Origin of the sequence: Actinoplanes sp. NPDC023714 (genome assembly GCF_040639855.1) — a bacterium.
Lineage (GTDB): Bacteria > Actinomycetota > Actinomycetes > Mycobacteriales > Micromonosporaceae > Actinoplanes.
Genome location: NZ_JBFAAR010000003.1, coordinates 137,103 through 162,732 on the forward strand (window position 1 = coordinate 137,103; position 25,630 = coordinate 162,732).

At 71.6% G+C, this 25,630-nt stretch carries 28 protein-coding genes; 17 read left to right on the plus strand and 11 right to left on the minus strand.

Annotation, left to right across the window (positions count from 1 at the left end; all coding sequences use genetic code 11):
• Window positions 1-99: 99 nt before the first annotated feature.
• Window positions 100-564, minus strand: coding sequence for an SRPBCC family protein (locus AB0G10_RS15925; protein WP_360921137.1), 465 nt, complete (start codon window positions 562-564; stop codon window positions 100-102).
• Window positions 565-691: 127 nt separating this feature from the next.
• Between AB0G10_RS15925 and AB0G10_RS15930 the strand changes: the two genes are divergently transcribed.
• The gene (locus tag AB0G10_RS15930; protein WP_360921140.1) at window positions 692-1,465 is read left to right on the plus strand and encodes a cyclase family protein; all 774 of its coding nucleotides are present in this window, start codon (window positions 692-694) and stop codon (window positions 1,463-1,465) included.
• 15 nt (window positions 1,466-1,480) lie between these two features.
• The gene (locus AB0G10_RS15935; protein WP_360921143.1) at window positions 1,481-3,103 is read left to right on the plus strand and encodes a thiamine pyrophosphate-binding protein; all 1,623 of its coding nucleotides are present in this window, start codon (window positions 1,481-1,483) and stop codon (window positions 3,101-3,103) included.
• 162 nt (window positions 3,104-3,265) lie between these two features.
• Here the strand turns inward: AB0G10_RS15935 and AB0G10_RS15940 are convergent, their stop codons facing one another.
• The 3 genes from AB0G10_RS15940 to AB0G10_RS15950 are packed head-to-tail and all read right to left on the minus strand — an operon-like array spanning window position 3,266 to window position 5,501.
• Window positions 3,266-4,216, minus strand: coding sequence for a right-handed parallel beta-helix repeat-containing protein (locus tag AB0G10_RS15940; protein ID WP_360921146.1), 951 nt, complete (start codon window positions 4,214-4,216; stop codon window positions 3,266-3,268).
• Complete coding sequence (locus tag AB0G10_RS15945) at window positions 4,216-5,145, minus strand: pectate lyase (RefSeq protein WP_360921149.1); 930 nt, start codon at window positions 5,143-5,145, stop codon at window positions 4,216-4,218. The genes AB0G10_RS15940 and AB0G10_RS15945 overlap by 1 nt, the downstream gene beginning before the upstream one ends.
• Window positions 5,145-5,501 carry a hypothetical protein gene (locus AB0G10_RS15950; protein WP_360921152.1) on the minus strand — a complete coding sequence of 119 codons (357 nt, stop codon included), beginning with the start codon at window positions 5,499-5,501 and terminating at the stop codon, window positions 5,145-5,147. The genes AB0G10_RS15945 and AB0G10_RS15950 overlap by 1 nt, the downstream gene beginning before the upstream one ends.
• Before the next feature lie 45 nt (window positions 5,502-5,546).
• On the opposite strand from AB0G10_RS15950, the gene AB0G10_RS15955 reads away from it, so the two are divergent.
• A complete protein-coding gene (locus AB0G10_RS15955) occupies window positions 5,547-5,858 on the plus strand; it encodes a transposase (protein WP_360921155.1) in 312 nt (103 codons plus the stop codon).
• A gap of 5 nt (window positions 5,859-5,863) precedes the next feature.
• Window positions 5,864-6,775 (plus strand): IS3 family transposase, encoded by a 912-nt coding sequence (locus AB0G10_RS15960; RefSeq protein ID WP_360923028.1) that lies wholly within the window; start codon window positions 5,864-5,866, stop codon window positions 6,773-6,775.
• Here the strand turns inward: AB0G10_RS15960 and AB0G10_RS15965 are convergent.
• Window positions 6,718-8,019, minus strand: a complete 1,302-nt coding sequence (locus AB0G10_RS15965) for a family 16 glycoside hydrolase (RefSeq protein ID WP_360921158.1) — start codon at window positions 8,017-8,019, stop codon at window positions 6,718-6,720. The genes AB0G10_RS15960 and AB0G10_RS15965 overlap by 58 nt on opposite strands.
• Window positions 8,020-8,186: 167 nt before the next feature.
• Here AB0G10_RS15965 and AB0G10_RS15970 point away from each other — a divergent pair, with 167 nt between their 5' ends.
• Genes AB0G10_RS15970 through AB0G10_RS15980 form a run of 3 tightly spaced genes read left to right on the plus strand, consistent with a single transcriptional unit; the run spans window position 8,187 to window position 10,686 of the window.
• Complete coding sequence (locus tag AB0G10_RS15970) at window positions 8,187-9,059, plus strand: pyridoxal-phosphate dependent enzyme (RefSeq protein ID WP_360921161.1); 873 nt, start codon at window positions 8,187-8,189, stop codon at window positions 9,057-9,059.
• The gene (locus tag AB0G10_RS15975) at window positions 9,056-9,379 is read left to right on the plus strand and encodes a hypothetical protein (protein ID WP_360921164.1); all 324 of its coding nucleotides are present in this window, start codon (window positions 9,056-9,058) and stop codon (window positions 9,377-9,379) included. The genes AB0G10_RS15970 and AB0G10_RS15975 overlap by 4 nt, the downstream gene beginning before the upstream one ends.
• Before the next feature lie 41 nt (window positions 9,380-9,420).
• Window positions 9,421-10,686, plus strand: a complete 1,266-nt coding sequence (locus AB0G10_RS15980) for an alpha-hydroxy-acid oxidizing protein (RefSeq protein ID WP_360921167.1) — start codon at window positions 9,421-9,423, stop codon at window positions 10,684-10,686.
• On the opposite strand, the gene AB0G10_RS15985 is transcribed toward AB0G10_RS15980, so the two are convergent.
• Complete coding sequence (locus AB0G10_RS15985) at window positions 10,681-11,586, minus strand: MBL fold metallo-hydrolase (RefSeq protein ID WP_360921170.1); 906 nt, start codon at window positions 11,584-11,586, stop codon at window positions 10,681-10,683. The two genes, AB0G10_RS15980 and AB0G10_RS15985, sit on opposite strands and share 6 nt — an antisense overlap.
• Before the next feature lie 54 nt (window positions 11,587-11,640).
• Here AB0G10_RS15985 and AB0G10_RS15990 point away from each other — a divergent pair, with 54 nt between their 5' ends.
• Window positions 11,641-11,850 carry a dodecin gene (locus tag AB0G10_RS15990; RefSeq protein WP_360921173.1) on the plus strand — a complete coding sequence of 70 codons (210 nt, stop codon included), beginning with the start codon at window positions 11,641-11,643 and terminating at the stop codon, window positions 11,848-11,850.
• A gap of 45 nt (window positions 11,851-11,895) precedes the next feature.
• Here AB0G10_RS15990 and AB0G10_RS15995 read toward each other — a convergent pair whose 3' ends face one another.
• Window positions 11,896-16,725 (minus strand): diguanylate cyclase, encoded by a 4,830-nt coding sequence (locus AB0G10_RS15995; RefSeq protein WP_360921176.1) that lies wholly within the window; start codon window positions 16,723-16,725, stop codon window positions 11,896-11,898.
• Between the two features lie 117 nt (window positions 16,726-16,842).
• Between AB0G10_RS15995 and AB0G10_RS16000 the strand changes: the two genes are divergently transcribed.
• Genes AB0G10_RS16000 through AB0G10_RS16010 form a run of 3 tightly spaced genes read left to right on the plus strand, consistent with a single transcriptional unit; the run spans window position 16,843 to window position 18,574 of the window.
• Complete coding sequence (locus AB0G10_RS16000; RefSeq protein WP_360921179.1) at window positions 16,843-17,376, plus strand: hypothetical protein; 534 nt, start codon at window positions 16,843-16,845, stop codon at window positions 17,374-17,376.
• Entirely contained in the window at window positions 17,376-17,750 is a 375-nt protein-coding gene (locus tag AB0G10_RS16005) for an STAS/SEC14 domain-containing protein (RefSeq protein WP_360921181.1), read from the plus strand. The genes AB0G10_RS16000 and AB0G10_RS16005 overlap by 1 nt, the downstream gene beginning before the upstream one ends.
• Window positions 17,747-18,574 (plus strand): alpha/beta fold hydrolase, encoded by an 828-nt coding sequence (locus AB0G10_RS16010; protein WP_360921184.1) that lies wholly within the window; start codon window positions 17,747-17,749, stop codon window positions 18,572-18,574. Before AB0G10_RS16005 ends, AB0G10_RS16010 begins: the two co-directional genes overlap by 4 nt.
• A 162-nt stretch (window positions 18,575-18,736) precedes the next feature.
• On the opposite strand, the gene AB0G10_RS16015 is transcribed toward AB0G10_RS16010, so the two are convergent.
• Both AB0G10_RS16015 and AB0G10_RS16020 read right to left on the minus strand, forming a co-directional pair.
• Window positions 18,737-18,973 (minus strand): hypothetical protein, encoded by a 237-nt coding sequence (locus tag AB0G10_RS16015; RefSeq protein ID WP_360921187.1) that lies wholly within the window; start codon window positions 18,971-18,973, stop codon window positions 18,737-18,739.
• A gap of 34 nt (window positions 18,974-19,007) precedes the next feature.
• The gene (locus AB0G10_RS16020) at window positions 19,008-19,247 is read right to left on the minus strand and encodes a hypothetical protein (protein ID WP_360921190.1); all 240 of its coding nucleotides are present in this window, start codon (window positions 19,245-19,247) and stop codon (window positions 19,008-19,010) included.
• A 347-nt stretch (window positions 19,248-19,594) separates the two neighbouring features.
• Here AB0G10_RS16020 and AB0G10_RS16025 point away from each other — a divergent pair, with 347 nt between their 5' ends.
• The 3 genes from AB0G10_RS16025 to AB0G10_RS16035 are packed head-to-tail and all read left to right on the plus strand — an operon-like array spanning window position 19,595 to window position 21,051.
• Window positions 19,595-19,840 carry a hypothetical protein gene (locus AB0G10_RS16025; protein WP_360921193.1) on the plus strand — a complete coding sequence of 82 codons (246 nt, stop codon included), beginning with the start codon at window positions 19,595-19,597 and terminating at the stop codon, window positions 19,838-19,840.
• Window positions 19,841-19,876: 36 nt separating this feature from the next.
• Window positions 19,877-20,755 carry a helix-turn-helix transcriptional regulator gene (locus AB0G10_RS16030; protein ID WP_360921196.1) on the plus strand — a complete coding sequence of 293 codons (879 nt, stop codon included), beginning with the start codon at window positions 19,877-19,879 and terminating at the stop codon, window positions 20,753-20,755.
• Window positions 20,756-20,793: 38 nt separating this feature from the next.
• Window positions 20,794-21,051, plus strand: coding sequence for a hypothetical protein (locus tag AB0G10_RS16035; protein WP_360921199.1), 258 nt, complete (start codon window positions 20,794-20,796; stop codon window positions 21,049-21,051).
• Window positions 21,052-21,184: 133 nt separating this feature from the next.
• Here the strand turns inward: AB0G10_RS16035 and AB0G10_RS16040 are convergent, their stop codons facing one another.
• Window positions 21,185-21,751, minus strand: coding sequence for a helix-turn-helix transcriptional regulator (locus tag AB0G10_RS16040; RefSeq protein ID WP_360921202.1), 567 nt, complete (start codon window positions 21,749-21,751; stop codon window positions 21,185-21,187).
• 67 nt (window positions 21,752-21,818) lie between these two features.
• Between AB0G10_RS16040 and AB0G10_RS16045 the strand changes: the two genes are divergently transcribed.
• On the plus strand, window positions 21,819-23,144 hold the full coding sequence (locus AB0G10_RS16045) for an MFS transporter (protein WP_360921205.1): 1,326 nt from the start codon (window positions 21,819-21,821) through the stop codon (window positions 23,142-23,144).
• Between the two features lie 363 nt (window positions 23,145-23,507).
• On the opposite strand, the gene AB0G10_RS16050 is transcribed toward AB0G10_RS16045, so the two are convergent.
• Entirely contained in the window at window positions 23,508-23,945 is a 438-nt protein-coding gene (locus AB0G10_RS16050; RefSeq protein WP_360921207.1) for a nuclear transport factor 2 family protein, read from the minus strand.
• Window positions 23,946-24,043: 98 nt separating this feature from the next.
• Between AB0G10_RS16050 and AB0G10_RS16055 the strand changes: the two genes are divergently transcribed.
• Both AB0G10_RS16055 and AB0G10_RS16060 read left to right on the plus strand, forming a co-directional pair.
• Window positions 24,044-24,415: a YciI family protein gene (locus AB0G10_RS16055; protein WP_360921210.1), complete on the plus strand. Its 372-nt coding sequence runs from the start codon at window positions 24,044-24,046 to the stop codon at window positions 24,413-24,415.
• On the plus strand, window positions 24,403-25,584 hold the full coding sequence (locus tag AB0G10_RS16060) for a sigma-70 family RNA polymerase sigma factor (RefSeq protein WP_360921213.1): 1,182 nt from the start codon (window positions 24,403-24,405) through the stop codon (window positions 25,582-25,584). The genes AB0G10_RS16055 and AB0G10_RS16060 overlap by 13 nt, the downstream gene beginning before the upstream one ends.
• Window positions 25,585-25,630: the final 46 nt, after the last annotated feature.

The window sequence follows — 25,630 nt, forward strand, 5'->3', positions numbered from 1 at the left end:
GATCGTTCAAGATCTGCCAGCGGCATAGCGCCGGCGCGGCGCGGCGGCAGAGCGGCAGAGCGGCGGCGCGGCGGGAGGGCGGCGGCGTCCGGCCTTCGGTTACGCGGTGCGACGCTCGGCCAGGTCGGCGAGTCTGTCGAGGGATGCCTGGAGGTTCTCCGCGGTGGTGGAGCGGGCCTTCGGGATGCGGCGTTCGTCGGTCAGCTGCGTCCAGTCGTAGGTGTGGGTCACCCGCGTCCGCTCGTCGCCGATCGGCTCGAGCTCCCAGCGCCAGAGGTGGCCCGGCGGCGTCTGACCGGGTTCGGCGGGCGTCCACGCCACCCGGCGGCCCTCCACGAACTCGACGACGTGGTTTTCTCGTACGCTGCCCTTGAGCGTCGTCATCGTGAAGACGGCGCCGCGCGCCCGGATCCGCTGCCCCTCCGCCGCCTCGGCGAGGTTCGCGTTGCCGTCCCAGGCCGGCTGCTTCGCCGGGTCGGCGATCAGCTCGAAGATCTCATGAGCCGGCGCGGCGATCTCCCGGGCGGCGCTCACGACCTGGTCGGCGTTCTGGTTCTCGCTCACGCCGTCATCTAAGCAAACCGGGCGCCGTGGACATCGGATGGTCCCGCCGAGATCATGCTCCCGCAAAGCGAAAGCGGGCACTACAGTCCTGGTGGTCGCCCTCGGCCTCGCTTCGTGGAGATCACGTATGAGCATTCTGCAGAGCCTTGTTTCCGGAGTCAGTGGCGGTTCGATCGAGGTCGTGGACCTCACGGCGCCGCTGTCGTCGGGGACGCCGATCCTCCAACTGCCGCCGCCGTTCGCCAACACGATCCCGTTCCGGCTCGAGGAGATCAGCCGGTACGACGACCGCGGGCCGGCGTGGTACTGGAACGACATCCACACCGGGGAGCACACCGGCACCCACTTCGACGCGCCGGTGCACTGGGTGACCGGGCGCGAGGGCGACGACGTCTCGCAGGTTCCGGCGCAGCGGTTGATCGCGCCGGCCGTAGTGATCGACGTGACCGACAAAGTCACGAAAAATCCGGACTTTCTGCTTGAGGTGGACGACGTTCGCGAATGGGAAACGGTGAACGGTCCTCTGCCCGACGGCGGCTGGCTGCTGCTGCGCACCGGGTGGGACGCCCGCTCCGGCGATCAGGAGGAGTTCCTCAACGCGAACGAGACCGGCCCGCACACGCCCGGCGTCTCCGTCGAGTGCGCGAAGTGGCTGGCCGAGGAGGCGCCGATCATCGGCATCGGCGTGGAGACGGTCGGCACCGACGCGGGGGCGGCGCACTCGTTCGACCCGGCGTTCCCGTGTCACTCGTACCTGCTGGGGGCCGGCAAGTACGGGCTCACCCAGCTGCGGAACCTCGACCGGCTGCCGGCCACCGGCGCCGTCGTGATCGCGCCGCCGCTGCCGATCGTGGGCGGCTCCGGCAGCCCGGTCCGGGTGCTGGCGCTCGTCGAGCACTGAGCGTCGTCAAAGAAGATGAATCCTGAAACGACCACCGTCGCCGACGTCGTCGGCGCGACCCTGGCGCGACTCGGCGCCGATCATGTCTTCGGCGTCGTCGGCAGCGGCAACTTCCACGTCACGAACGCGCTGGTCAGGCATGGCGCGCGGTTCGTCGCGACGCGGCACGAGGGTGGTGCGGCGACGGCGGCCGACGCGTATGCGCGGCTGACCGGGCGGCCCGGCGTCGTGACGGTTCATCAGGGATGCGGGCTCACCAATGCGATGACCGGGATCGCCGAGGCGGCCAAGAGCCGTACCCCGATGGTCGTCCTCGCCGCGGAGCCGGCGGCGAGCGCGCTGCGGTCGAACTTCCGGGTGGACCAGGACGCGCTCGCCGAGGCGGTCGGCGCGTCGAGCGAGCGGGTGCACGGCGCCGCCACCGCGGTGACCGATACCGTCCGGGCCTGGCGGCGTGCGGTGGCCGAGCGGCGTACCGTCGTGCTCAACCTTCCGCTCGACGTCCAGGCCGCGGAGGCCGAGCTCACGGATCCGCCGCCTGCGCCGGAGGTCGAGCCGCCGCGCGCGTCGGACGAGGCCGTGCGGGCCCTCGCCGACCTGCTGACGACCGCGCGGCGACCGGTATTCATCGCCGGCCGGGGAGCGTTGCACGCCAAGGATGAGCTGGAGCGGCTGGCGGCGAGGTGTGGCGCGCTGCTGGCGACATCCGCGGTGGCGAAGGGCCTGTTCGCCGGCCATGCGGCGAACCTGGACGTGTCCGGCGGGTTCGCCACGCCGCTCGCCGCCGAACTGATCTCCTCGGCCGACGTCGTGGTGGCCTGGGGCGCCTCCCTCAACATGTGGACGAGCCGGCACGGCAGGCTGATCGGTCCGGACGCGACGGTGGTCCAGGTCGACGTCGATCCGACAGCGATCGGCGCCCACCGCCACGTCGACCTGGGCATCGTCGGGGACGCGAGGACCAGCGCCGCTGCGGTCGCCGCAGCGATTCCGGGGGAGAAGACCGCGAAGCTGGAGGGTGCCACCAGGTGGCGCGATGTCCCGTACGAGGACGACGGCGACGCCGGCCACATCGACCCGCGGACCCTCAGCATCGCGCTCGACGACATGCTCCCCGCCGAGCGGGTGATCGCCGTCGACTCGGGCAACTTCATGGGCTACCCGTCGATGTTCCTGTCCGTTCCCGATCACCGGGGGTTCTGTTTCACCCAGGCGTTCCAGTCGATCGGCCTCGGCCTGGCGACGGCCCTCGGCGCGGCGGTGGCCCGCCCCGACCGGCTGCCGGTCGCGGCCTGCGGTGACGGCGGATTCCTGATGGGCATCGCCGAACTCGACACGATCCGGCGGCTCGGCATCGGGATGCTGATCGTGGTCTACAACGACGAGGCCTACGGCGCCGAGGTCCACCACTTCGGTCCGGGCGGGCACGACCTGTCCACCGTCGTCTTCCCGGAGACGGATCTCGCCGCTGTGGCGCGCGGCCACGGGTGCGCCGCTGTGACCGTACGATCGGCAATTGATCTTGATCCGGTGCGGGACTGGCTTGCGGGACCGCGCGATGTCCCGCTGGTGATCGACGCGAAGGTGGCGCCCGGCAAGCCGTCGTGGTGGCTGGAGGAGGCGTTCCGCGGACACTAGGTCCTGTTTCGTAGAGGATGGCTGGGCTGCGGCGTGGCCCAGCCGCCGTCTGGCCGCACGTCGCGAACACCCGGATACAACCCCGGTATCCGGGCGCCCGCGCCGCACACCCAGACGACACCTGGACCTCGCCTCGCTCCTGCCCCCTCTACGAAACAGGACCTAGATCCGGCCTGCGCCGGCTCCGGACTGCACCAGCATGGGTACGGAGGAAGCCGCGTCCAGCGTGTACGAGTAGTAGGCGCGCGGCTCGGCCACGGCCCCGCCCGCCTCGCACGGCCCGGACGCGGTGAAGACGTTGGCCCGTTGCACGAGACGCCCGGGACCGCTGTCGGCGTAGCCGCTCGTGGAGAAGCACGGGTGCGGGACCGCCGTGAACGCGTTGCCCTCCAGCACCACGCCGCCGTTCATGGTGGAGGCGACGCCGTAGAGCTCGTTGCCGTCGAACCAGTTGTTGTAGACGTGCACCGGCTCGCCGAACCGCACCCGCGGATGCCGCTGCCGGGAGCCGTCGAACCAATTGTGGTGGATGCTGACCTTGAGATGGCCGGCGTCGGTCGAGGCGGCGCCGTCCGAGTGGCCGATCAGCATACTTTTGTCGGTGCCCGCGAAGTGGTTCCACGAGACCGTGACGTAGTCGGCGCCGCGCACGATGTCGATCGAGCCGTCGACCGGATCGACGAAAGTATTGTGGTCGATCCAGATGTGGTGCGACTGCTGGCCCACGTTGACGGCGTCGTCCTCGGCGCCGACGAAGGTCAGATTCCGTACGATGACGTTGGACGAACGATAGAAGTCGAAACCGCCGCCGGTGATCGTGGCGTTCGTGCCGAGCCCGACGATCGTCTTGTTCGGGCGCACACCCTGCTTGCTGGTGATCGCGATGGTGCCGGACACCTGGATCACCAGATGCCCGACCGTGTCGATGGCGTCGAGCAGCTCATCGGTGGTGTCGACGGTGACGGTGGGCCCGGCCACCCCGCCGGTGGTCCCGGTGGCGAATCCGTCAGCCGCCGCGAGCGGCGCGAGAGAGACGGCGGACGTGGAAGAGGCCGCTGCGGGCGGGGCGAGGGACAGGCCGGCCAGCAGGAGCGCGAGAATGCCGTGCATCATCAGATCCTCCCCACGCCGGCGCCGGCCGTGACCAGCGACGGGACCGACGACGCCGGGTCCAGTGAATAGGAATAGAAGGTCGACGGCTCGGTCACGGCGCCGCCCGCCTCACAGGGGCCGCTGTTCACGAATGCGTTGCCGCGTTGGACGAGCCTGCCCGGATTGCTCTCCGCGTACCCGCCGGTGGAATGGCAGGGGAACGGCACGTTCGTGAAGTGGTTGTTCTCGGCGACGACGCCGGCGTTCTCGGTGGACGCGATCCCGTAGAGGCCGATGTCGCGGTAGTAGTTGTTGTAGACGTGCACCGGTTCCCCGAATCGCACGCGGGGATGCCGCTGATTCGAGCCGTCGAAATAGTTGTGATGATAGGTGACCCGCAGATAGCCGACGTCGGCCGGATAGTTGTCGGAATGGCCGAGCAACATCGTCTTGTCGGTGCCGGTGAACCGGTTCCACGAGACGGTCACGTTGGTGGACTGGCGCTTGATGTCGAGCGAACCGTCATATCCGGGCAGGAACTCGTTGTGGTCGATCCACACGTGGTGTGCCTTGTTGGTGACGCTTATCGAGTCGTCGGCGGCGTCGCTGAACCGGATGTTGCGGATGATCACGTTGTTGCCCGGCCGGGTGGTCGTGCCGAGCTGCAGGCCGCCCCCGGTGATCTCCGCGGTCGACCCGATCCCGAGGATGCTCTTGTTCGCGACCACGGTGATCATGCCGCCGGCCGCGATGCGACCGCTGATCAGGATCGTGTACGGGGTGTTCGCGCCGGCGTATCGGGCCAGGTCGGCGGCGGTGCTCACGGTCACCGTGGGGCCGGCCGCCCCACCCGTCGTCCCAGCGGCAAAGCCGTCGGCCACCGAGGAGACGGAGACGGATGGAGCGGAGAGGGAGACGGCGGTCAGGAGCAGCGAAAGCCATCCGTGCATCACAGCCTCCCCACCCCGGAACCCGCGGTGACCAGGGATTTCACGACGGCCGGGTCGTCCAGGACATAGGCGTAGTAGCTGGACGGCTCCTGGACCGTCCCGCCGCACACCGCGGTCCCCGACTCTCCGGCGAAGATGTTGTTGCGAGCCACGCATCGGCCGGACGGCCCGGCGTACGCATTGGTGATCGGCTCTTCGACATTCTCGAAGTAATTGCCTTCGACGACGCAGCCGGCGGTGTTCTGACAGGCCACTCCGGTGTCGGTGTTGTAGAAGTAGTAGTTGTTGTAGACGTGCACCGGCTCGCCGAAACGGACCCTCGGATTGCGCTGCGGCTGAGCCACCCCCGTATTCATGGAGCTTCTTGATCATGGTCTGATGGCCGTGGGGAGGAAGTATCTGTGGCACCACCGAAGAAGTACCCCGATGAGCTGCGGCAACGCGCTGTCCGACTGTATCGGGATTCGGATCCGAAGCCGGTGATCAAACGGCTGGCCGAGCAGTTGAACGTGCACCCGGAAGCGCTGCGGAACTGGATCCGGCAGGCCCAGGCCGACGCCGGCGAACGCGCCGGTCGGCCGACCACGGACATGCTCGAGGAGAACCGGCGGCTGCTGAAGGAGAACGCCGAACTGCGCCGCGCGAACGAGATCCTGAAGGCCGCGAGCGCGTATTTCGCCTCGGAGCTCGACCCGACCCGGCGACGGTCCTGACGTTCATCGACGAACAGTCAGACCGCTTCGCGGTCGCGCTCCTTTTACGGGTCCTGGAGATCGGCGAGTCGACCTACTACGCCTGGAAGAAGCAGATCGATCAGCCCTGCGACCGCGACGTGGTCGACCTCGGCCTGCTGTCGAACATCTACGAGATCTGGGAGAACTCGGGCTTCACCTACGGCGCCGACCGGATCCATCAGCAGCTGCGCCGCGACGGCATCCGGATCGGCCGCAAACGCGTCGAGCGGCTGATGCGAGCCCACGGCTGGCAGGGCGCGTTCCTGCGGCGCGGCTGGCGCGGCGGCTCCACGAAGCAGGACCCGACCCGGGAGCCGGCGCCGGACCTGGTCAACCGGCAGTTCCGGGCGGCCGGCCCGGACCGGTTGTGGGTCGCCGACGCCACCCGGATCCCGTGCGCCGAGGGCGTGTTCTGGCTCGCCGCGGTCCGCGACGTGTTCTCCCGGCGCCTCGTCGGGTGGAAGACCTCGACCCGCTGCGACACCGACCTGATCCTGGCCGCCCTGGAATACGGCATCTACTCCCGTGACGTCCGCGACGGAAACCTGATTCATCACAGCGACCGCGGCTCGAACTACACCTCGTTCCGGTTCGCGGAACGCTTGTACGACAACGGAATCCTGCCGTCGATGGGCTCGGTCGGCGACAGCTACGACAACGCGCTGATGGAGAACTTCTGGTCCACGCTGAAGATCGAACTCGTGTATCGCAGTGAGTGGCGCACCCGCGACGAGGCCGAGAACGCCCTGTTCGCGTACATCGATGGCTGGTACAACACCCAGCGCATCCAGAAAGAACTCGGCTACCTCAGCCCGGACGAATACGAGACCGCCTGGCATCACGCCCAGGCAAGCCAGGACGAGCCCGAACTCGTCACCCCTGCCACCGGCCGGTAGCAGGAAAAACTGCTCCATCGAACCGGGGGAAACTCAGGCGTCGCGTCGAACCAGTTGTGGTGATAGGTCACCTTGAGCCGGCCGGCGTCCTGCGCGCCGTTGTCGTCGTCGTGGCCGAGCAGCATGTTCTTGGTGTGATGATGCGTGTGGTTCCAGGAGACCGTCACATAGGACGAGCCGCGCTTCACGTCGATCAGCCCGTCGTAGCCCTGGGCCAGGTCGTTGTGATCGATCCAGACATGATGCGAGAACATCTGTACGTTGATCGCGTCGTCCGTGGCCGCGCGGAACGAGAGGTTCTGGACGATCACGTTGTGGACCGCGTCGGCCGGCGGTGATGTGACGTCCGAGACCGGCAGCCCGATGGTGAGCCCGCCGCCGGTGATCCCGGCCGTCGCACCGATCCCGACGATCGACTTGTCGCTGGTCACGTCGTGCATGCCGGCCGGCACGGCGATCATCCCGGCGACGCAGACGGTGAGCGGCCCGGGCGTCGCGATCGCGGCGAGCAGCTCGGCGGCGGTGTCGACCTGCACGGTCGGGCCGCCGGCGCCGCCGGTCGTGCCGCTCTGCCCCCACGCGGTGACCGACGCGAAGCCGGCCGGGGTGCCGGTGACCGCGCAGCCGCCGGGCGGCGGGGGAGTGGTCGGCGTCGGCGACGGCCCGGGGCCGGGCGCCACCGTGTCCACGACGACGTCGTCGAAGGTGGCGCTCGATGAGGACGTGACCAGGCCGATCCGGCCGGCGCCGAACGCGCCGTCGACGGCCCGGGCCACCGCCGTGCCGTCGACGTATCCGGTCAGCGTGCTGCCCTGGCCGTGCAGGGCGAGGGTGCGCCAGCCGGTGCCGGCCGCGACCGGCGCGGTGGCGAGGACCGTCGCGGTGCCGCCGGAGACGCGCTGGAGCTGGGCGGTGCCGCCGCCGGTCAGGACGAACGCGTAGTACTGGCTGGTGGATCGGGCGCGGGCGGCCACGCCGGCCGTGCCGGTGGTCTTCACCCGGGCCTGCACCGTGTAGTCGGTCCAGGTGGTGGCGCCGGTCAGCGCGCGGGCGTTCGTGCTCGTGCTCGACTGGCGGTAGGCGGGGCTGCCGTCGGTGACGACCGACCAGGCGCCGCCGTTGTGGGACCAGCCGGCGGCGTCGCCGTCGTCGAAGGTGTCGCCGAACAGGGTCGCGGCGCGGGCGGGAGCGCCGATCAGGACTGCGAGCAATAGTGCGGCGCCGGTGAACAGCCATCTCTTCATGTCGATCCTCGACAAAGGCCGGAATGTGTTCAGGGGCCGACCATAAAATCGCACAACGGCGCGCGTCAACGATTTCCGTTTGCAGGAATGTTGCAGATCTTAATTGATGAAGGTCAATTGCATTTGTACGTGATGCGGCCGTCACCCCGTACCGTTAAGGTCTGATCATGGTGGAACCCCTGGCTCTCGGCTCCTTCCCGACGCCGCTGGAGAGCGCGCCGCGCCTGGCCGCCGCGCTCGGGCTGGAGCAGCTGTGGATCAAGCGGGATGACCTGATCGGGCTCGGCGGCGGCGGGAACAAGGCGCGCAAGCTGCGGTACACGGCCGCGGAGGCGCTGGCGGCCGGGGCGTCGACGCTGGTCACCACCGGGGCGGCGCAGTCGAATCACGCGCGGGCCACGGCAGCGGTCGCCGCCCGGCTGGGGCTCGGGTGCGTGCTGGTGCTGGCCGGTGATCGGCCGGCTGGGCTGCGCGGGAATCTGCTGCTCGACCGGCTGGCCGGCGCGGAGATCGTCTGGGCGGGGGATCGCCCGCCGATGGCGGTCGCGGCCGAGGAGGCCGATCGTCGGGCCGGCTCCTACCTGATCCCGTTCGGCGGGTCGTCGTGGACCGCGGTGGCGGCGTACGAGGAGTGCGCCCGCGAGCTGACGATCCCGTTCGACCGCGTCGTCGTGGCGCTGGGTTCGGGCGGGACGATGGCCGGCCTCGTCTCCGCGCTGGGCGCCTCCCGGGTGCTGGGTGTCGACGTCGGCGCCGTGCCGGATCCGTCCGCGGCCGTGCGGGCCCTGCTCAAGGCCGACCCCGGGGAACTGCTCGTCGACCGGGAGCGGGTCGGCGCCGGCTACGCGACGGTCACCGACGAGGTCCGGGACGCGCTGCGCCTCGCGGCGTCGACGGAGGGCCTCTTCCTCGACCCGATCTACACCGGGCGGGCCATGGCGGGCCTCGCCGCGAACGCCGTTCCGGGCGGCCGCATGGTGTTCGTGCACACGGGCGGGCTGCCCGGCCTGTTCGGGGTGGAGCAGGAGATCGTCCGATGACCTTCGACGAGCTGTTCGAGCCGGAGCCCCTGCGCTGGGGCCGCCGCGGCGACCCGCACCTGTGGGCGGCGATGCGCGAGCGGTTCGCCGGGCAGCCGTTGCCGGAGAACCAGTTCGCGCTCGCCGACGCGGTCCGGACGGCGTTCGAGGAGCTGACCGGGGCGAGGCTCGACGGCCGGACCGATCACATCGGGGTCGCGGCCTACCGGGTCGGCAGCGGCATGTCGGACGGCATGGTATCGGGGAAGTGGTGGTTCGAGGTGGGCCGGGCGCTGATCGCCGACCGCTGGAACGTGGCCCGGCACCGCCTCGAGCTCTAAGGTGAGCGCTACTCATCTACGGCGCGAGGGGGCGCGGGATCATGCAGGGTGCGGGGCGTCGGCGTCAGAACACGATCTACCGGGCCGGCGTGCTCGGGCGGCGGCCGGCGGTTCCGACCGACTTCGCCGAGCTGGAGCGGCGGGCGCGGAAGGCGAGCAGCCGGGCCGGGTGGGCCTACGTCGCCGGGGGCGCCGGTGAGGGCCGGACCATGCGCAACAACCGGGCGGCGTTCGACCGGTGGGCGATCGTGCCGCGGATGCTGCGCGACGTCGCGGACCGGGACATGTCGAGTGAGCTGCTCGGAACCGCGCTGACGGCGCCGCTGCTGCTCGCGCCGGTCGGGGCCGGTCAGCTGATCGCCGCGGACGCCGACCTGCACACGGCGCGGGCCGCCGCCGCGACCGGGGTGCCCTACATCTTCACCAACCAGGGCGGCACGCCCATGGAGGAGACGGCCGCTGCCATGGGCGCGGCCTCCCGGTGGGTCCAGCTCTATTGGAGTACGGACGAAGCCCTCGTCGACAGCCTCATCCACCGCGCCGAGGCCGTCGACGCCGGCGCGCTGGTCGTCACCCTGGACACGACGGTGCTGGGCTGGCGGCCGCAGGACCTGAACCTGGGGTCGCTGCCGTTCGCGAAGGGCCTCGGGATCGCGCAGTACACCTCGGACCCGCATTTCCGCGATGTCGTACAAAGACGTGAAAAATCGGATCAGTCGCCGGAGGTGACGCTCGGCGCCATCCGCTCCCTGCTCTCGATCACGCGCAACCACCCGGGGAGCTTCTGGGCGAACCTGCGGAGCCCTCACCCCCGCGCCTCCGTCGAGACCTTCCTCGACATCTACTCCAACCCCCGGCTGAGCTGGGACCACATCGCCACCCTGCGTGGCCGGACCCGCCTGCCCATCGTCCTGAAGGGCATCCTGCACCCGGACGACGCGAAGCGCGCCTTCGACGAGGGCGTCGACGCCGTCGTGGTGTCCAACCACGGCGGCCGCCAGGTCGACAACGCGATCGCCGCCCTCGACGCGCTGATCGGGGTCCGCGACGCGGTCGGCCCGGAGCGCACGGTGCTGATGGACAGCGGCATCCGCACCGGCGCCGACGTCTTCACCGCGATCGCCCTCGGCGCCGACGCGGTGCTGCTCGGCCGGCCCTACATGTACGGCCTCGCCATCGCCGGGCAGCGCGGCATCGAGGAGGTCGTCGAGAACGTGATCGCCGAGCTCGACCTCACGATGGCCCTGACCGGCGTGAAGAGCCTCGCCGAGATCACCCGCGACGTGCTGGTCCCGAACCCGTCATGACGAGCGCCGCCACAGCGTCGGCAGATGCAGGGCCACGCCGTCCCGGCCGGCCACCTCGGTCAGCACCCGCAGGGTGACGTCCAGGTCGTCGCCGGCGTAGGGCAGCGCCCGCAACGGCCGGTCGAGCGGCCGGAAGAAGTCGTCCCAGTGGGTCAGCACGACCCGGCGGGCGCCGACCGCCGTGACGGTGTGCGTCCAGTAGTCCCGGATGTAGGTCTCGGGCAGCACGCCGAGCCCGCCGACGCCGAGATAGACGGTCTCGGCGCGCCGGCCGTCCAGCGCGCCCGGCACGAACCCGGCGCTGCCCTGCACGAGCGCGGTCCGGCCGTCGCGGTGGCCGACCAGGATCGACCAGGCCTCGCCGCAGCGGTACGCCGCGGCCCGGACCGGCGGCCGCACCGGCGCCGTGATGCTGCCCGGATACCGGTCCGGCGGGCAGTGCGCGGACGCCACGAACGTGAGCGCGAACGACCCGTACCCGATCGTCTCGCCGTCCCCGGCCACCCGGATGCGGTCCTCGGTGAGCCCGCCGCCGCGTCCCACGTGGGCGGTGGATTCGCCGCCGACCAGGACCGCGCCGGTCCGCAGCGCGACCGTCGGCGCGTCCAGGACGTGGTCGAAGTGCGAGTGCACCGCCGCGACGGCACGCAGCCGGTCGCCGAGGGCGAGCCGCGCCAGCCCCGCCTCGATGCGGCGCCGGTCCGGGGCGATGCGGCCGAGACCGATCCGGGCGAGCGAGAGCCGGGAGAAGTAGCCGTCGATCATCACGGCGTCCGTGCCGTCGTCGAAGAGCAGCCCGGACACGCCGAGGAAGGTGACACCGACGCCGCCGGTCGCGACCGGGACGTCGAAGAGCCCGGCGTACCTGTCGATGCCGGGGCGCCCGAACCTGATCCGCATGCGCCGATTCTCGAACATCTCGCCTCCCGGCCCGCCGGAGGGCAGGCTGTGGGCATGACGAATCACGTGTACCGACTCAGCGAGATCGTGGGCAGCAGCCCGGACAGTGTCGAGGACGCCATCCGCACGGCGATCGCGAAGGCGAACCGGACGGTGCGCAACATCGAATGGTTCGAGACGAAGGAGATCCGCGGGCAGGTGGTGGACGGCGACGTCGCCCACTTCCAGGTGCGCTTGAAGATCGGCTTCAGGGTCGAGGACTGACGCCGGGGAGCCGGCCGGTCGGCTCGCCGGCCGGCACCGGTCCCGTCAACCGGCCACGACCCGGTTGCGGCCGCCCCGCTTCGCCTCGTAGAGCGCCTCGTCGGCGAGTTTGGTGAGCTGCTCGGGGTCGCCGGCCGAGCTGGGCGTGCCGGACGTGACGCCCACGCTGATCGTGACGATGCCGGCGTCGGCGAGCGCGTGCGGCTCCCGCAGCCGGCTCACGGCCCGGCAGGCCCGGTCGGCGACGAGCATGGCGTGCTCGGCGTTGGCGCCCGGCATCACGACGCAGAACTCCTCGCCGCCGTAGCGGGCCACCAGGTCGGTCACCCGTACGCTGTCCCGCACCGCCGCGGCGACCAGCCGCAGGCATTCGTCGCCGCCCTGGTGCCCGTAGTGGTCGTTGTACTTCTTGAAGTCGTCGATGTCGATCATCGCGACGCCGATGGGGGAGCCGGAGCGCTGCGAGCGCAGCCACTCCTCGGCCAGGAACGTGGTGAGCTTGCGCCGGTTCGGCAGGCCGGTCAGCGGGTCGGTGACGGTGAGCAGCTCGAGGCGCCGGTTGGCCTCGTTCAGCGCCTCGGTGCGCTCGGCGACCTTGCGTTCCAGCGACGCGTACACCCGGGCGTTCTCCAGCGAGACGGCGAGCTGCCCGGCGATCAGCGTGACCGCGTCGAGCCGGCCGGCCGAGAAGGCGCGCCGGTTGAGCCGGTTCTCCAGCACCAGCATGGCCCGCGGCTGACCCTGGCTCAGGACCGGCACGACCAGCAGCGAGCAGTGCTCCAGCCCGGCGAAGTACGGGTCGCGGCCCACCCGGCCGTCGAGGGTCACGTCGTCGACGAGCATCGGCTCGCGGGTGCGTTCGGCGTACCGGATCGCGCTGAGCGGCAGCAGGCCGCGCTCGGCCGCCACCGGCAGGGACAGGCCCGCGGCCGGCAGGGTCCAGCCGTCGTCCTCGCAGAGCAGCACGTGCACCGCGGTGGCGCCGGTCATCGCCCGCAGCACGTCCTCGACCCGCAGCCGCAGCCGGTCGAGATCGGTCTCCGAGCTGAGCACCCGGCCGGCCTCGAGGACCGCCATCAGGTCGATCACCTCGGTGGACAGGTTGACGCTGTGCGTGCTGCTCAGCGTCGTGGCCCGCGGCACCGCGGCCCCGGCCAGCGCGGATCCGAGCGACGGGTAGGCCCGCTTCAGCTCGTGCACCTTGCCCGCCGCGCCCCACCGGGCGTAGGCGTGCATCGACTCGGCGAGCAGCCGGTCGCCGAGGTGGTCGAGGCCGTGCCCGAGGTGGAACCGCGCCGCGTACTCGGTGATCACGGCGGTGTGCCAGGACCGGCCGGCCGTGGCGGCGTCGGTGATCGCGGCGTCGAACGTCTTCGCGGCCGTCTCGAAGTCGCGCAGCGTCGCGGCCCGGACGGCTTCGACGAACCGCTGCAGGTGCCGGTAGTTGCCGGGCTGGTCGGCGGCGCGCTCGGTGAGGAAGGCGAGGCTGCGGTCCAGGTCGGCGAGGGCGTCCGGGTCACCGTCCCGGACCCGGCAGGCCGCGCCGAGCGCGTGGAAGACCCGCGCCGGGATGTGGATGTAGGTGCCGGGGATGGCCGCCAGCATCGCCTCCACCTCGCGGCCGTGCCGGATCAGCGCCTCCTCGTCGCGGAACACCACGGCGGTCAGCGACCGGGACGCCGCGTAGAACGCCAGGGCGGCGTCGTTGCCGGCCAGCCCAGCGACGAAGGCGTCCTCGTCGAAGCCGAGCGAGCCCGGCGGCGACGTCTCGCCGCGCATGGCCCGCACCAGGCCGCCGGCGATCACGAACATGGCGGTGTCGGCCTCGGCGCCGAGCCGCTCACCGAACGCCTGCGCGTCCTGCGCCTCCCGGTGGAACGTGTCGAGGCTCGCGGCGCTGCCGAGCATCTGCGGCACCGACGTGTAGTAGGTGTAGAAGGCGTTGCGGACGTCGCCGCCGCGCAGCAGCCCGTCGCGGGCCTCGTGGGCGAGCCGCACGCCGTTCTCCAGCGGCTCGAACCACGGCACGGTGGCGAGCGCGTGCAGGAACTTGGCCTGGGAGGTCTCCGGCTCGTACCCGTGGGCCGCGCCGGTCGCCAGGATGTGCGTGACCGCCCGGTAGGCGGCGCGGCGCTCGCCGCCGCCCGCGATCGTGACGACGCCGATGTTGCCGAGCACGCCGGTCAGCGCCGCGCACGGCCCGTGCTCGGCCCAGAGCCGGGCGGACTCGGCGACCAGCCACGCCATGGTCCGCTGGTCGGCGAAGAACGCGGCCGGGACCAGCCGGTTGATCAGGTGGGAGACGGCGAGCAGCCGGCGGTCGGTCATCTCCGGGCGCCCGGCGGTGTCGCCGGCGGTCGCGAGCCAGCCGTAGAAGACGGTCAGCCCGGCGCCGGTCCGGGATTCCATGGCGTCCGGCGCGGGCACGTCGACGCCGAGGTCGCTCAGCAGCCCGAGGCCGATCGCCATGGCGTCGGCGAGCCTGCGGCGGTTGGTGAGCGCGCCGATCTGCTCCGCCGCCGGACCGGTCAGCCACACCGCGTCCCGGCCGAGAGCGGTCAGTTCGGCGAAGACCTCGTCGGCTTCCTGGTATCGGGCGAGTCCACAGAGTGCGGAGTGCCATTCGCAGCGGACTTCGGCGTACGCATGATCGGTCTTGTCCAGAAGCCGCAGCGCCGCCGCGAGATAGACCTCGCGCGCCGGATGATTCGCGACGAGCCGGGCCGCGGCAGCGGCGCCGGCGAGAAGTGCCGCCGCCGCCGGCTTCTCGCCGGGACGAGCCTCCTCGGGTACGAGCAGCGCGTCCACGGCGGCGAGATACTGCGGAGCGGCCGCCATCGCGTGATCGGTCTCGGTCGCGAGGCGCCGGGCCAGCGCGAGGCTCAGCCGGCCGCGGGCCCGCGGGTCGAGCCTGCCGAACGCGGCCTGCCGCACCCGGTCGTGCCGAAACCGCGCGGCCGCCGCGTCGATCTCCACGAGGCCGTCCTCGGCGGCCGGCCGCAGCTCGGCGGCGATGTGCTCGCCGGTGTGCCCGGACGCGGTCGCCAGCATCGCGAGATCCACCTCGCCGCCGAGGCAGGCCATCACCTCGACCAGCTCGCGGGTCGCGGCGGGCAGCGCCTCGATCCGCGCGCCGAGCAGGCCCGCGACGTCGCCGTGCCCGACGAACCGGCGCACCGCCGCCTCGTCCCATCGCCAGCCGTCGCCGTCCGGCACCAGCACACCCTCGCGGCGCAGGGCGTTGAGCAGCTCGACGGTGTCGAACGGATTGCCGCCGGTACGCCCGGCCAGCACCGCGGCGAGCGGCGCGGCCGCCGGCGCGGGCAGCCGCAGCATCGCGGCGACCATCGTGACCAGGTCGCCGGTGTCCAGGTTGCCGAGCCGGATCTCGGCCGCGTCGCCGCGCTCGCGGCGCATCCGGGACCGCACCGCCGCGAGCGGATGGGTCTCGTCGACCTCCTCCTCGCGGTAGGCGCCGAGCACCAGCAGGCCGGGCAGATCCCGCTGGTCGAGCACGTCGTCGAGGAACCGGAACGCGGCGCCGGCCGCCCACTGCAGATCGTCGAGGAAGAACACCACCGGGCTGGTCGCGCTCGCCACGGTCCGCAGCACCGCGAGGACGGCCGCGCGCAGCCGGGCGAACAGCGACCGCGGGTCGGCGTCCGGCTCCTCCGGCTCGACGCCGAGCAGCGACCGGAACGGCGGCATCATCATGGCGGCGAGGCCGCTGTTCGGGCCGAGGGCCTCGCGCAGCCGGGCGCGCAGCTCGGCCACCACGGCGTCGGATTCGGTCAGCAGCTGGCTGCCGAGCAGGTCGAACGCCTCCCGGACCGCGTCGCCGCCGAGGTCGTGCCGGAACTGGTCGAACTTGCCGGACACGAACCTGCCACCGGCTGCCGCGATCGCCGGTCGCAGCGCGCCGACCAGGGCGGTCTTGCCGACGCCGGGCGGTCCGGTGATCAGCGTGAAGCTGCTGTGCCCGGCCACCGCCTCGCCGAGCAGCCGCTGCAGCGCGGCGAGCTGGCCGTCGCGGCCGATCAGGCGCTCCGGTGGGGCCAGGCGCATCGGGAAGTCGCGGGCGCCGAGCTCGAACTCCTCGCCCCGGCGCGCCTTGCCGAGGTCGTAGGCGAGGCCCTCGCCGCTCTGGTAGCGCTGGTCCGGGTCTTTGCGCAGCAGCCGCATGACGATCGCCGACAGCGCCGCCGGCACCTCCGGGTCGACCTGGTCGGGCGGGATCGGGACGAGCGCCAGGTGGTCGCTGATCAGATGCAGCGGGTCGCGGTCGCGGCCGAACGGGGGAGCGCCGGTGGCCAGCTCGTAGAGGGTGGCGCCGAGGGCGTAGAGGTCGCTGCGGTGGTCGACCGGGCGTCCGGTGCGGCCGGTCTGCTCGGGCGCGAGATAGGGGAGGGTGCCGGCCAGGCCGTCCTCGGGGACCGGGTTGAGATCGTGGGTGGCGAGGGTGGAGAGTTCGAAGTCGATCAGGAAGATTTCCGATTTATCGTTCTTTTCAGAAATGAGGATGTTCGCCGGGCTCACGTCCCGATGGATCACGCCGTGCCGATGCACGCCGGCCAGGAGCAGCGCGAGGTCGTGCGCGAGATCCAGGAGGGGCGCCGCCGGCCAGGGGATGGCACGAGCGGCGAGGGTACGGGCGGACGCGTCGACGACGGTGAGCGAGTGCTTCTCCTGCTCGGCGGCGAGCTGCGGGGTGCCCGGCACGCCCGCCAGCCAGCGCAGCACCGCGATCTCGTTGCGCAGGCGTTCGGTGGCGCCGGGACCGAGCGGCTGTTTGCGGACCAGGGGCGTGCCGTCCGCGGCGTGCAAGCGGGTCACCCGGGTGCGGTCGCTGTCGTACAGGAGCTCTTCGGCCCCCACGTCCTGGCTCACTTCCTGCCGTTCGGCAGGATCGGGGTCGACGCTGAGGGTCCGGCCTGTTCCGGTTCACCTCTCCGGGATGATGTGGGGGCCCTGGCACGTCGGCAGCATCGGGTGATGCCGATCGATACTTTCCTGGTGTATGTCGGGGTTTACCCGAACGTGGCCTCGGCGAAGGCCGACTACGACGTGGTGAAGGACCTCTACCGCAAGGCGGACCTCATCGACGCCTACGACGCGGCCGTGCTCGAACGCCGCCCCAACGGCAAGACCGAGATCGTGAAGCAGCACGAGACCCCGACCCGGGCCGGCGCCCTGGCCGGCGGCGGGCTCGGCCTGGCCGCCGGCGTGGTCGTCGCGCTGTTCCCGTTCGCGGCGATCGGCGGCGGCCTGCTCGCCGCCACCGCGGGCGGGGGAGCGGCCCTCGGTGCGCTGGCCGGCCACGCCGCGGCCGGGTTGAGCCGGCACGACCTCAAGGAGCTCGGCGAATACCTGGACGAGGGTCAGGCCGGCCTCGTCGTGGTCGCGGTCGCCGACATCGGCTCGAAGGTGGAGAAGGCCATGGCCGGCGCGGAGAGGACCGCCGTGCGCCAGCTCTCCGCCGACCCGGCCGAGGTCGAGAAGGACGTCGCCGCCGTGGCGACCGCCTGATGATCGAACAGTTGGACGGTCTGCCGGCGGGCGCCCTGGGTTTCCGCTTCGGCGGCGCGGTGAGCAGGGAGGAATACAACGACGTGTTCCTCCCGCCGACCAAGGCCGCGCTCGACGAGGGCCGCCGGATCCGGCTGCTGCTGCTCATCGAGGACGACTTCGGCTGGTTCCAGCCCGGCGCGTTCTGGGAGGACCTGAAGTTCGGCCTCGGCTCGGCGGTCGGCCACCACGCGTCCTGGGAGAAGATGGCCCTGGTCTCGGACGCCGACTGGGTGCGCCACGCCATGGGCCTGTTCGGCTGGATGGTCCCCGGTGAGGCGCGCGTCTTCCCGGTGTCCGCGTTCGACGAGTCCACGATCTGGCTGGCGAAGTGACGGCCGGCCCGGGCTGGCGGGAGCTGCGCGTCGAGGTGCAGGGGCGGCCGGTCTTCGTACGCCGAGGTCCCGAGGTCCCGGGGGAGACGCCCATCGTCCATGTGCACGGGTTCGCCGTCTCCGGCACCTACCTGTTGCCGACCGCCCGGGCCCTGGCGCACCGCGGCACGGCGTACGTCCCCGACCTGCCCGGATACGGCCGCAGCCCGGACTGGGGCCACGCGCTCGGGATCTCCTCGCTGTCCTGGGCGCTGCTCGGCGTCCTGGACGCGCTCGGCATCGACAGGGCCGTGCTGGTCGGCAACTCGATGGGCGGCCCGGTCTGCCTCGAGGTGGCGCACAGCGCGCCGGACCGGGTCGCCGGCGTGGTCCTTGCCTCCCCGGCCGGCGGCGTGCACAACCAGCCGTTCCTGCGGGCGATGGCGCAGCTGGCCCGCGACGTGCCCCGGGAGAGCCCGCGTCTGGCCTGGACGGTGGTCCCCGACTACCTGCGCTTCGGCCCGTTCAACGCCGCCCAGCTGTTCCGCGAGCTGACCCGGTTCCCCTCGCTGGAACGCATCCTGCGTACCCCGGTGCCCACCCTCGCGGTGCTCGGCACCCGCGACCCGCTGATGCCGCCGCCGTGGCGCGCCGAGGAGGTCGGCCGGCTGGCCCCGCCGCACCTGACCGTCGCGGTGATCGAGGGGGCGGCGCACGCCATGAACTTCAGCCACCCCGGCGAGCTGGCCCACATCATCGCGGCCTGGCTCGACGGCCGCGAGATCACCGACGACCCGGACTCGCCGGGCACCGCCCGCATAGTCCGCCTCGACGCCCCGGGCTGACGGGACTCGACGCCCGGCCTGCCGGGAAAGGCGCCGGATCGCCCCCTCACATCGATCCGGCGCCGGCCCTCATCCCCGTGCTCGCGTCGGGAATCTTCTGGGCGCAGCTCCTCGCGCCGCCTTTTCATTCCGCGCGCTTCCCTCTCGAGCCGCGCGCTTGACTCACGAGCCGACCCGGCGCAGCTCCTCGCGCCGGGCCTGGACCGCCAGCCGCAGCGCCGGCCAGAGCCGCAGCCGCCGCGAGCTGTCGCAGACCGCGAGCAGCCGGGCCAGGCCGTCCCTCTCGTGCGGCGGCACCATCGCGATCACGATGACCATCGGCAGCACGGCCGAGACGAGTTCGACGACGACGATGATCGCCAGCGCGACCACGGCGACGATCACGAGAAAACCGGTCACGGGAACCACTCCTGTCGTCCGGATCGGCGGGCGCTCAGCGCACCGACATGAGAGCCGCGACCACGAGCATCGCGAGGGCGACGAAGGCCGCGACGGCGACGAGCGCCGCCGCGGCGAAGGCCTGCATGAGGGCCCCGATCGGGGCCATCATCCGCTTCAGGAACCGCAGGACGATCACCAGGCAGACCGCGGCGACGGCCAGGTAGACGTACGGCCGCTGCATCCAGACGGAATCGACGGCGGAGACGGCCGCCAGGGGATGGGGGAAGGACATGGGCTGACCTCCGATCCGGGTGTGCGCGGGATCGCCGCGCATATGCGCCGGTGAGGATCGGGGACGGCGATGTCCGAGCCGGGGGATCACCCTCAGGTGCTCTCCGTGGCTTCTCCATGACCCTCTGCTACGAATATGCATCCCTATGCAGCGATAGGCAAGCGTCATTCTCGTGAGTGAATCGAGTCGTCGGTCTTCGTTCACGCAGCGTCTATGTCAGACGTATTCACCGGTGCGCTGAGTTACCGCCGGCAGCGCCGGGACTTCGCCCACGGCGGCGGATGTGGTTAGCTGGCGGGGCATCCCGAATATTCGGGATGCCGGTCCAAGGTGTATCGTTCTTGGCTGTGAATCATGACAATACGGGCGTCACAGGCGCCGCCCCGGGCGATGACACACCACAGTTGACCCTGGTCACGTCGCTGTGCGGGACCGGTAGCTGTCCCACGGTCTACCGGACCGACCGTGGCACCCTGGTCGTCCAGGGCTACACGATCAGCCCGCAGAGCGCGGGCATCGACGTCCCGACCGGCGAGCAGTTGGTGGAAATCCCGGCGGATCTCCTTGCGGCGGCCGTGCGGGCGAGCGAATAAACTGAATTCCAGGCGTACGGAGGGAGGCGGGTCAGCGTGACGAGCTCGCGCTCCTCCGGCGATCGTCCTGCCGAGCCGGTCGGCGCGATCCTGCTCCGCTGGCGCAAGCGGCGCAGACTGACCGGCCAGCAGCTCGGTGACCGCGTCGGGATGAGCCAGGCCAAGATCTCGCGGCTGGAGACCGGCGCCGTCGCTGCCGAGCCCGGCGACGTCCGGCTGTTGGCCGAGGCGCTCGAGATGCCGGCGGTCGAGGCCGAGCGCGTCGTCGAGCTGGCCGAGCACGCCGACGACCGGCTCATCGAGTGGACCTCCGCCGGCGCCGACCAGGCGACCCGGCAGCACGAGATCGGCCGGGCCGAGGCCGCCGCCAAGGAGATCCGGATCCTGCAGCCGACGGTGATCCCCGGGCTGTTGCAGACCAGCGAATACGCGCGGGCGATCCTCTCCGCCCACGAGCGGCAGGCCGATCCGCACGGCGCCGACTCGGCGGTCACCGAGGCGGTCATCGCCCGCATGCAGCGCAACCAGATCCTGCACGCGGGCGACCGGGAGTTCCACTTCCTGATCACCGAGCAGGTCCTGCGCAACCAGGTGTGCCGACCGGCCGAAATGATCTCGCAGATCGACCGGATGCGGGAGATCTCCCGGTTCCCCAACGTGCGCCTCGCCATCATCACCGACGACGCCCCGCTGCCGATCGCGCCCTACCACGGCTTCTTCGTCGCCGACGGCCGCTGGGTCAGCGTCGATCTGTTCACCGGCGCGTGGCGGTCGACGGGTCGCGGCACGGTTCGCGCCTACCGCCAGGCGTTCGACGCCCTGGAGGCGGTCGCCACCACCGACATCGACGATCTTCTCGATGCCTATCAGGCGCGCTATGCGCGGATGCTGGTGCCGAACCAGCTTTCGCGGTAACGCTTGTCCGGGTCGTCCGCGTTTCCTACCGTGAGGTAATGACGACGAAACGTGACGCCGATCATCCCGTCGCCCGGCACGGACCACCGGCCATCCCGGAGTCCGGCCCGCGGCTCCTCACCACCCTCTGCGGAGCGGGCAGCTGCCCGACCGTCTACGACACCGGCGGCGACACCGTGCTCGTGCAGGGTCATGCGGCCTCCGGGGTCGAGGTCCCGGAAGGCGAGCTGCTCGTGGAGATCCCACGGGAGCTGTTGCTGCAAGCGGCCCGCCTGATCCTGGAGCAGGACGCCTGACCCTTGTCCTTCACCTCCCGCCCGACGACGTGCGGCTGAACTCCCAGGTGGCAGCGCATCGCCGGCGCGCCGCCAGGTCGGCCTGTGCCGATCAGAACCGGTCGCCGCGGGCTCACAGGTTGGCCTGTGCCGATCAGAATCGGTCGCCGTGAGGGCCGAACAGGTGCAGGATCTCGGCCGGCCGGTCGTCCGCGGGCCCGAACCAGTGCGGCTCGCCCGCGTCGAAGTCGGCGGTCTCGCCGGGCCCCATCAGCCGCTCGGTGCCGCCGAGCAGCAGCCGCACACTCCCGGCCAGCACATAGAACCACGCATGCCCCTGATGCGTGACCTGCACCGGTTCCGCGCTGCTCGGCCCGAGGATCTGTTTGAAGACCTTCAACCGCCCCGGGTACGTCGTGAGCGGGACGACCACGGCGTCCAGCCGGGTCCGGGTGTCCGCGCGATGCGGGGTGAGATGTGCGCGTGGATCACCCGTGGGAGGTGCTCCGATCAGGTGGTCGAGGGCCATCCGGTGCACCCGGGCGAGCGGGATCAGCAGGTCGAGGGTGGGCCGCCGCTTGCCGGACTCGAGCCGTGACAGGGTGCTGACTGACAGGCCGGTCGCCTCCGCGAGATCCTCCAGTCTCAGGCCGCGTTCCTGCCGGATGCGGCGCAGACGCGGGCCGATGCCGTCGAGGAGCTCCGCCAGTGATGGATCCACCCGGCCAGTTTGCGGTCCTCGCAAGTTTCCTGGTCGCCCGGGGGTGTGCCACGTGACGATCCCCGCCATGGAGAGAACACGACCCTGGCTCGTCCTGGCGATCTGCTGCACGAGCATCTTCCTCGTCGGCATGGACACCACGGTGGTCAACATCGCCCTGCCGTCGATCGGGAGCGACCTCGGCCTCGCCACGAGCGGGCTGCAGTGGGTCGTCGACGCGTACACATTGGTCCTCGCAAGCCTGCTCATCACCTCGGGTGCGCTGGCCGACAAGCTCGGCCGACGCAGGGTGTTCCGCATCGGACTGGTGCTCTTCGCGCTCGGCTCGGCGGCCTGCGCCCTCGCCCCGACCGCCGGGACGCTGGTGGCCGCCCGCGTCGTGCAGGGCGCCGGCGGCTCGATGCTCAGCCCGGTGGCGCTCGCCATCGTGGTCAGCGCGATCACTGACGCGCGCCAGCGGGCCCAGGCCATCGGCGTCTGGGCCGCCGTCTTCGGGCTGAGCATGGCGGCCGGGCCGGTGGTCGGCGGGCTGCTCACCGGCGGGCTCGGCTGGCGGACGGTGTTCTGGGCGAACCTGCCGATCATCGCGGTGGTGCTGGTCCTGACCGTTTTCTACGTGCCCGAGTCACGCTCGGCGTCGCCGCGCGGGCTGGACATTCCCGGACAGCTCCTGCTGATCGCGGCGATCGCCTCGGTGGTGGCGGCGCTGATCGAGGACCCGCTGTTCTGGTGGCCCGCGGCGGTCGCGATCGCCGCCTTCATCGCCGTGGAACGCCGGCAGGCCACCCCGCTGATGGAGTTGTCGCTGTTCCGCCGCGCCGAGTTCGTCACGGCGATCGGCAGCGCGGTGCTCGTCTTCGTGGCGTTCAGCGTGACGCTGCTGCTCGGCAGCCTGTACGTGCAGCAGGTCCGCGGCCTGACCCCGCTGCAGGCCGGACTCACCACGCTGCCGATGGCGATCGGCGCGATCGTCTGCCCGCCGATCGCCGGATATCTGACCGGGCGCATCGGCCCCCGGCTGCCGCTGCGCATCGCCGGCACGTGCACGGTCGCCGGCGCGCTGATGCTCGTCCCGCTCGGCCCGGACACCGGCCTGTGGGTACTGCTCGTCGCCTATGTCCTGCTCGGCGCGGGTCTGGGCTTGGCGAACGCGCCGATCACCAACACCGCCGTCAGCGGCCTCCCGCCGTCCCGCACCGGCGTCGCCACCGGCATCGCCTCGACCGCCCGCCAGGTCGGCACGGCGATCGGGATCGCGCTGGCCGGCAGCGTCATCGGCCCGGACGCGGTGGTCGGAGAGACGTGGCCGGGCTGGGTCCTCGTGGCGGGCTGCGGTCTGGTGGTGGCGCTGGCGACGGGCGTGACGCGATCGGGGGCCGTGGCCCGCGTCTGAAGCGGCTCCCCGGAGGACCGGCTGTACGTCAGGGCTGGGTCGGCGCCTGTTTTGTCGCCCTGTGGTGCAGCCGGTTCGGGCCGGGGGTGCGGGCTGTACGTGAGGGCTGGGTTGGCGCCCGATTTGTCGCTCTGTGGTGCAGCCGGTTTGGGGCGGGGGTGCGGGCTGTACGTGAGGGCTGGGTCGGCGTCCGAATTGTCGCTCTGTGGTGCAGCCGGTTCGGGCCGGGGGTGCCGGCTGTACGTCAGGGCTGGGTCGGCGTCCGAATTGTCGCCCTGTGGTGCAGCCGGCCAGCACGGCCCCTGGATCACCACCGTGGCTGAGGCCGCACCACCGTCCCGGACCGATCCTGGGCGCTGCCGATCAGCGCGGTTCGGTGGCGGGTGTCAGGTCCGTCGACGCGCGGAACGAGCCGTCCATCTCGAACGGCACCGACTCGTGCTCGTGGGTGACCAGCCAGCGGCCGTCGATGCGCCGCAGCCCGAGCGTCACCCGGAACCACAGCTGGAACGGCGTGCCCTCGGATACGGCGCTCAGGCAGTCGAGGCTGGTCGCGAACGCCACGTCGCCGTCCGTGGTGATCTCCAGCTGGGTGACCTCGCGGCGCGGCGGCGCGGCGAAGGTGCCCATCCAGGCCCGCAGCGCCGCGACGCGCTCCTGCCGCGAGGTGGTGGGCTGGCGCAGTGGCGGGGCGAGGTTGTACTCGACGAAGCTGGGGGCGTAGTACGCCAGGACGGCTTCGGCGTCGCCCTTCTGCAGGAGGGCGGCCTTGCGTTCGATGACTTCCGCGATCTCATTCATGCCGGGATGTCGAAGCCGGGTCGGCCGGTTTCGACATCCGGGAGACATTCGGGAGACATCCGGAGACATCCGGGAGACATTCCGCGAGAGAGGCGACCATGAAATACGTGATCCTGATCCAGTCGAACCCGCAGTCGCTCGCCGTCTGGGAGACGCTCACCGAGCAGCAGCGCACCGACTTCGGGCTCGGCCACCTGCGGCTCACCGAGGAGATGCGCGAGGCCGGCGTGCTGGTGGCGAGCGAGGGCCTCGGCGATCCGGCCCTGGCCACCCAGGTCTCCGTGCGCGACGGCGAGACGATCACCTCGGACGGGCCGTACGCCGAGGTCAAGGAGCATCTGGCCGGCTTCTATCTGATCGACGTGGCGGACTTCGACGAGGCGGTGGCGTGGGCTGCGAAGGCGCCGGACGCCGCCTACACCCGGGTCGAGCTGCGCCCGGTCCTGGACATGAGCGCATGGGAGATCTGACTTCCCTTCTGCGGGAGTGCGCGCCCCAGGCCCTCGCCGCCGTGGTCCGCCGGCACGGCGACTTCGAGGCCTGCGAGGACGCGGTCCAGGAGGCGCTGATCGCGGCGGCTCAGCAGTGGCCGTCGACCGGCGTCCCGGAGCACCCGCGGAACTGGCTGATCACCGTGGCGAGCCGCCGGCGGGTGGAGCTGCTGCGCAACGAGACGGCCCGCCGGCGCCGCGAGGAGACGGTGTGGCGCGAGCCGGCGCCGCAGCCCCGCGGCGACGACGAACTGGCGTTGCTGCTGCTCTGCTGCCATCCGGCGCTGAGCGTGCCGGCGCAGATCACGCTCACCCTGCGGGCGGTCGGCGGGCTCACCACCGCGGAGATCGCCCGGGCGCTGCTGCTGCCGGAGGCCACGGTGGGCCAGCGGATCAGCCGGGCCAAGCAGCGCATCCGCGACGCCGGCGCCCGGTTCGACAGGCCCGCCTCCGACCTCACGGCGGTGCGGCACGTCCTCTACCTGATCTTCAACGAGGGCTACACGGCCAGTTCCGGCGACGCCCTGAACCGGGTGGACCTGACCCGCGAGGCGATCCGGCTGACCCGGCAGCTGCACCGGCGCCTGCCCGGCGACGGCGAGGTGGCGGGCCTGCTCGCGCTGATGCTGCTCACCGACGCGCGCCGGCCGTCGCGTACCGGCCCGGACGGCGCCCTCATCCCGCTCGCCGAGCAGGACCGCCGCCGCTGGGACCGTTCCGCGATCGACGAGGGCGTTGCGATCATCACGGCGGCGCTGGCGCACGCCCCGATCGGCCCGTTCCAGCTTCAGGCCGCGATCGCGGCGGTGCACGACGAGGCGACGCGCGTCGAGGACACCGATTGGGAGCAGATCCTTCTTCTGTACGGACTACTGCACGCTCTCCACCCCAACCCCATCGTCACGCTGAACCGCATCGTGGCGCTGGCCATGGTCGACGGTCCGCGCGCCGGGCTCGCGGCCCTGGACCGCACGGCCGCCGACCCGGTCCTCGCCAAGCACCACCGGACCGCGGCGGTCCGCGCCCACCTGCTCGAGATGACCGGCGACCATGCCGGGGCACGCGACCACTACCGCCGGGCCGCGAGGCTGACGCTCAGCATTCCCGAGCAGCGCTACCTGGAGTCCCGGGCCGCCCGGCTCCGCTGAGGGCCGTCTCCTGGGAGTGCCCGGGTTGCGTCACCTCACCATCGGC